General features: G+C 29.4%; 4 protein-coding genes and 2 pseudogenes. 5 read left to right on the top strand and 1 reads right to left on the bottom strand.

The annotated features are described in order from the left end of the window. The first annotated feature begins 142 nt into the window (after positions 1 to 142). From CLVI_RS17005 to CLVI_RS16985, 5 genes and pseudogenes are all read left to right on the top strand, one after another. Positions 143 to 403, top strand: coding sequence for a choice-of-anchor Q domain-containing protein (locus CLVI_RS17005; protein ID WP_106061433.1), 261 nt, complete (start codon positions 143 to 145; stop codon positions 401 to 403). Positions 404 to 902: 499 nt separating this feature from the next. Continuing rightward, positions 903 to 2,298 (top strand): annotated as a pseudogene (locus CLVI_RS17000) (glycoside hydrolase family 1 protein). A gap of 63 nt (positions 2,299 to 2,361) precedes the next feature. Beyond that, positions 2,362 to 3,264, top strand: coding sequence for an ROK family protein (locus CLVI_RS16995; RefSeq protein ID WP_106061431.1), 903 nt, complete (start codon positions 2,362 to 2,364; stop codon positions 3,262 to 3,264). A gap of 55 nt (positions 3,265 to 3,319) precedes the next feature. Beyond that, positions 3,320 to 3,685, top strand: a pseudogene (locus CLVI_RS16990) (IS1595 family transposase); the annotation flags it as partial. Between the two features lie 161 nt (positions 3,686 to 3,846). Continuing rightward, positions 3,847 to 4,398: a flavodoxin family protein gene (locus CLVI_RS16985; protein WP_106061427.1), complete on the top strand. Its 552-nt coding sequence runs from the start codon at positions 3,847 to 3,849 to the stop codon at positions 4,396 to 4,398. A 119-nt stretch (positions 4,399 to 4,517) separates the two neighbouring features. Here CLVI_RS16985 and CLVI_RS16980 read toward each other — a convergent pair whose 3' ends face one another. Next, positions 4,518 to 5,051 (bottom strand): class IV adenylate cyclase, encoded by a 534-nt coding sequence (locus CLVI_RS16980; protein WP_106061425.1) that lies wholly within the window; start codon positions 5,049 to 5,051, stop codon positions 4,518 to 4,520. Between the last annotated feature and the right edge of the window lie 206 nt (positions 5,052 to 5,257).

The raw sequence follows: 5,257 nt of genomic DNA, 5'->3' as shown, positions 1-5,257 counted from the left end.
TACAAGTATCATCCATTCTTCTTTAGATCTTCTTTCTGCCATGCAAATTACCTCCTACTAAGTATAGGAGTATTATCACATTAATTTACTGCCAGTCCTAGGTGATGAGTTATTTGACGCTTACATTTATTCAAACAATATTTTGTATAATGGAACTATCAATGATGGTAAAAATAATAATACCAACAAAGCTGAAGATCCAAAGTTTATTGATGCTGCTAACTATAATTTTAAATTAGCAGAGGATTCACCAGCTATAGACAAAGGGGTAAGTGCGTTAGACAATGGATCTATACCTGATAAAGATATAAATGGTATACTTCGCCCTCAAGGAAATGGAATAGATATGGGAGCTTTAGAGTCGGGTGTAAATACACCAGATCCAATCGTACCAAGTAGATAAGCTAAAAGAAGTATATATTGAAGGCAGATACTTCAATTATTATAAATAGCTCATCAAGTAATAAAATTATTCCAACAAATAATAATGTTGGTGACAATTGGAAGTAAATTAAAAATGAACAAGCTATAACTGGTTTATTTGTAGATGTAAGTATAATCCCTATACTTTTAGTATAGGGATTACGCCTTTTTATTATGATTAAGCAGGTGGTAAATAAATGTTAATAATGTAATCGAGTATGATTTAAATTGATACTTTGTTTTTCAAATTAATCCTTTGCATGTGTTGTAAACTGTACCTATTATAGATTGATTAGATATAGTTATAATTTATTGGTGGTTACAGAAGAGCAACTAGCTGAAAAAGTTTACAGAAATATATTGACTAAGAAGAAAAATAGAAGTAAAATAATCTTATTAAAAGACATTTAAAAAGTTATTTTTAATGTAAAATTTAAAGTGTTAAATAGATATGAAACTATGCTTAGGGGGAATAAAAAATGAGTTTACAATACAAATTTCCAGAAAATTTTTGGTGGGGTTCAGCAACGTCAGGTCCACAAAGTGAAGGAAGATTTAATAAAAAGCATGATAGCGTTTTTGATCATTGGTTTGATATAGAACCAGATGCATTTTTTGATAAGTAGGACCAAATGTAGCATCAAATTTTTATAATAGCTACAAAGAAGATTTAAAATTAGTAAAGCAAATAGGACTAAATAGTTTTAGAACTTCAATTCAATGGACAAGACTAATTAAAGATTTTGAAACTGGAGAAGTAGATCAAGATGGAGAAAGATTTTATAATTCTGTAATTGATGAATGCATTGTAAACAAACTTCTTCCAGTTATGAATTTACACCATTTTGATTTACCAGTTGAATTATATGATAAATATAGTGGTTGGGAATCTAAACATGTAGTAGATTTATTTGTAGTATTTGCTAAAAAGTGCTTTGAATTATTTGGTGATAGAGTTAAGCATTGGAATACATTCAATGAACCTATGGTTATAGTTGAAGGAGAATATTTATATAAGTTTCAGTATCCCAAATTAGTTGATGGTAAAAAAGCTGTACAAGTAATGTATAATTTGAATTTAGCATCAGCAAAAGTTATAAAAGCTTTCAGAGAAATGAAATGTGATAAAGATGGAGGAAAAATAGGAATAGTACTTAGTTTAACACCTTCATATCCAAGATCAAATAGTGAGGGAGATGCAAGCGCATCACAAATAGCAGATAGTTTTTTCAATACCTCATTTTTAGATACATCAGTTAAAGGACATTTTCCTAAAACACTAGTTGAAATATTAAAAAAAGATAATGTTATGTGGGATTCAACAGATGAAGAATTAGAAATTATAAAGAATAATACAATAGATTTCTTGGGTGTGAACTACTATCAGCCAAAAAGGGTAAAAGCAAAAGAATCACAATTTGATGATTCAAAGGGATGGATGCCAGATAAATATTTTGATAATTATGAAATGCCAGGAAGAAGAATGAACCCTTATAGAGGATGGGAAATATATCCACAATGTATGTATGATATTGGAATTGACATAAGAGATAATTATGACAATATTCCTTGGTATATTTCTGAAAATGGTATGGGTGTTGAAGGTGAAGAAAAGTATATAAATGCAGAAGGTGTAATAGAAGATGATTACAGAATAGATTTCTATAAAGAGCATTTATCATATCTGCATAAAGGAATAAGTGAAGGATCTAATTGTTTTGGATATCATACATGGACACCAATTGATTGTTGGTCATGGAGCAATGCATACAAAAATAGATATGGATTTATTGCTGTAGATTTAGCTACTCAAAAGAAAACAATAAAAAATCTGGAATATGGATTAAAGAAGTTGTAGAAAATAATGGATTTTAATCGAAAGTTAATAATTTATAGATATCCGAAGTCTCAGTATAATTTAGAATAGGGGGATAATAAATGAAAAAAATTATGGTCTTTGATATTGGTGGAAGTGGCATAAAATGGTCTGTAATTAAGAAAAATGGGGAATTCGTTGAAAGCAATAAGTTGGATGTTCCAAGCACCAAAGAAGAACTTTTCGATGAATTAGCAAAAATAACTAATGAAATGAAAGTTAAATATGATCTTAAAGGAATTGCTATAAGTTCGCCAGGAGCAGTGGATAGTGAAACTGGAGTAATTGGTGGAGTAAGCGCTATTCCATATATACATGGACCAAACTTTAAAGAAATTTTAAAAAAATCTACAGACTTAGATGTAGCAATAGAGAACGATGGCAATTGTGCAGCACTTGGAGAATGTTGGCTTGGAGCTGGTAAGGAAAACAAAGATTTAGTATTTGTTGTTTGTGGATCAGGAATAGGTGGAGCTATAGTTAAAGACAAAAAGGTTCATGTTGGAATTCATCGACATGGTGGAGAATTTGGTTTTTGTTCAATAAAATGTGAATTAGATGGAGAGCCCAAGTTTACTACTTGGAGCCAAGAAGGATCTACCATAGCATTAGCAAAAAAAGTATCAAAATTAAAAGGATTAGAAGAAAATAGCCTTGATGGTGTTGAAGTCTTTGAATTATGTGAGAAAGGAGATGAAATTGCACTTAAAGAAGTAAACAAGTATTATTTTATTATGGCTGTAGGAATATATAATATTCAACATACTTATGACCCAGAGGTTATCATTTTAGGTGGAGCAATAAGTGAAAGAAAAGACTATATTGATGAAATAAATAAAAGATTAGATATAATTATGAATAGTGGACTAGACGGAAAGATAAAGCCGGTCTTAAAAACATGCAAATATGGAAATGATGCAAATAAACTAGGTGCATTATGTAACTATCTTCAAAGAGAAAAATAATTCAACTGTATCAATGAATTAGTTCTTTCTGATTTTAATTTTGGGCTCTTTTCGTAAATATTGTGGAAAAACATTCAATGATATTTCTTGTAGTCCAATGTCTGGTACACACTATCCACAAAAGTGGGGTAAATATATTCAATTTATAGTAGAAGGAACAACCTTAACTAAAATATCAAAGTCTCTAAAGATTAGCCTTTCAACAGCATTTTATTGGAGACATAATGTGCTTAATTCTTTACGCTCAATGGAGATTGCTCCATTATCAGGAATAATTGAATCGGATGAAACTTTCTTTCTTGAATCCTTTAAAGGTAAAAATCAATGTAAAGGTCGTAAACCTAATAAAAGAGGTGGAGTATATAACTTTAGAGGCATAAGCCATGAACAGGTTTGTATTTTAGTTGCTATGGGCAGAGATTGACATATTATATTTTTTACATATATTAGTATATAATATAAAAAAACGTTACATAGAAATAAACAATTAATAGGGTGTTTATATTCTTATTAATGAACAATTGTAGTATATTAAGAATTAACTTATACTATAAACATAGCTACAATATTAGGGAGGTAAAGATGAAAAAAGTAATAGGAATTATAGGTAGCCCACGAAAATTAGGAAACTCAACGTCCATGGTAAATGAAGTTTTAAGAGGAGCAAAAGATAGTGGTGCGGAAACAAAAGTATTTTATTTAAACTCAATGAGTATTAAGGGTTGTCAGAGTTGTATGTATTGCCGAAAAAATGATAATTGTTGTATTAATGATGATATGCAAGAAATACTGGAAAATATAAAGGACTCAGACGCAGTTATTATTGGTAGTCCTATATACATCTATCAAGTTTCAGGACAAACCAAAATTATGATGGATAGATTGTATCCATTTACTGATGAAAAACATAAGCCCAGATTTGGAAAGAAAAAATTAGTTATGGTTTATACACAAGCCTCACCTTTCTTCTTTTCCTTTAGAACTTATATACGGTATTTGAGAAACGCTTTTACTGCAATGGGACTTCAACATTATAAAGATATAATTGTTACTAAATGTTTTAATCCAGATGTTGCAAAGAATAACGTAAAAGTAATGAAAAAAGCATATAGTGTTGGGAAATCATTAATTTAACTTACATTTCTTATAATATTTAATTCGCAACTTTCTTAAAATGCATACTAAGCAAAAGAACACCTCAAAAGGCGTTCTTAATTGTTACCCATAATATTTACGAAAAGAGCCTAATTTTATTAGCAATGTTCATTAACTAATTCATAAACTGTCTTAGAGGTTGTATCCTCCATAGTATAACCCAGAATCTTAACTACTTTTTCAAGTTTTTCTTCTGAATCAGTTTCTATTTCAATATAAGGGAAGGGGCAAAATTTCTGGTCATTTATATCAATTTCTACTAAAGTCTCTTCAAATTCATAACTTTCTCTATATTTTTGAACAGAGCTAGTTAAGACTAAACCTAAAGCCTCAAAAATTCCTTCAGCAGCCCTCTTATTAGAAACCTCAACTTCATGTTCTTCCATTTCTTTAAAAACACCTTGAGATAACATCTTTTTTGTTGTCATATATATAACTTTCTTCTTATTTAATAAATCATCAATGGTTCTTATCCTGGAATAGCCTTTCATTGATAAAAGTCTACCATCTTCAAAATCATAAATATCGTTTGTTTGATTTTCTTCTTTAACTTTTTTTGCACCTTTTTCTAATAAAATTTTTCTAATATTTGAAACATCTATCTTTATAATTCTAGTTTCTAACTCTTGCATATTAGCATCTCTCCTATGATATAAAATACGACTTGCTTATTATACCACATTAAGTTCTTTTGTTATATAAAAGCTATTTTAAAGATTGAGTCAAGTAAAAGTGGGCAACTATTTTATTATCCATTATTTTACAGTATATATTTATAACTTCCCTTAAGCATTTTTACTCTTAATTGTAACTAATATCTCCAAATCCTTTTAATCCA

It is taken from the genome of Clostridium vincentii (assembly GCF_002995745.1).
Classification (GTDB): Bacteria; Bacillota; Clostridia; order Clostridiales; family Clostridiaceae; genus Clostridium; species Clostridium vincentii.
Note: the sequence above shows the minus strand (reverse complement) of the source record. Positions and strands in the feature narration are given on the sequence as shown.

Bases quoted from the DNA above. Each gene is read 5' to 3' on its own strand.
- CLVI_RS16995 (WP_106061431.1), top strand. From the start codon at position 2,362: ATGAAAAAAATTATGGTCTTTGATATTGGTGGAAGTGGCATAAAATGG.
- CLVI_RS16985 (WP_106061427.1), top strand. From the start codon at position 3,847: ATGAAAAAAGTAATAGGAATTATAGGTAGCCCACGAAAATTAGGAAAC.
- CLVI_RS16980 (WP_106061425.1), bottom strand. From the start codon at position 5,051: ATGCAAGAGTTAGAAACTAGAATTATAAAGATAGATGTTTCAAATATT.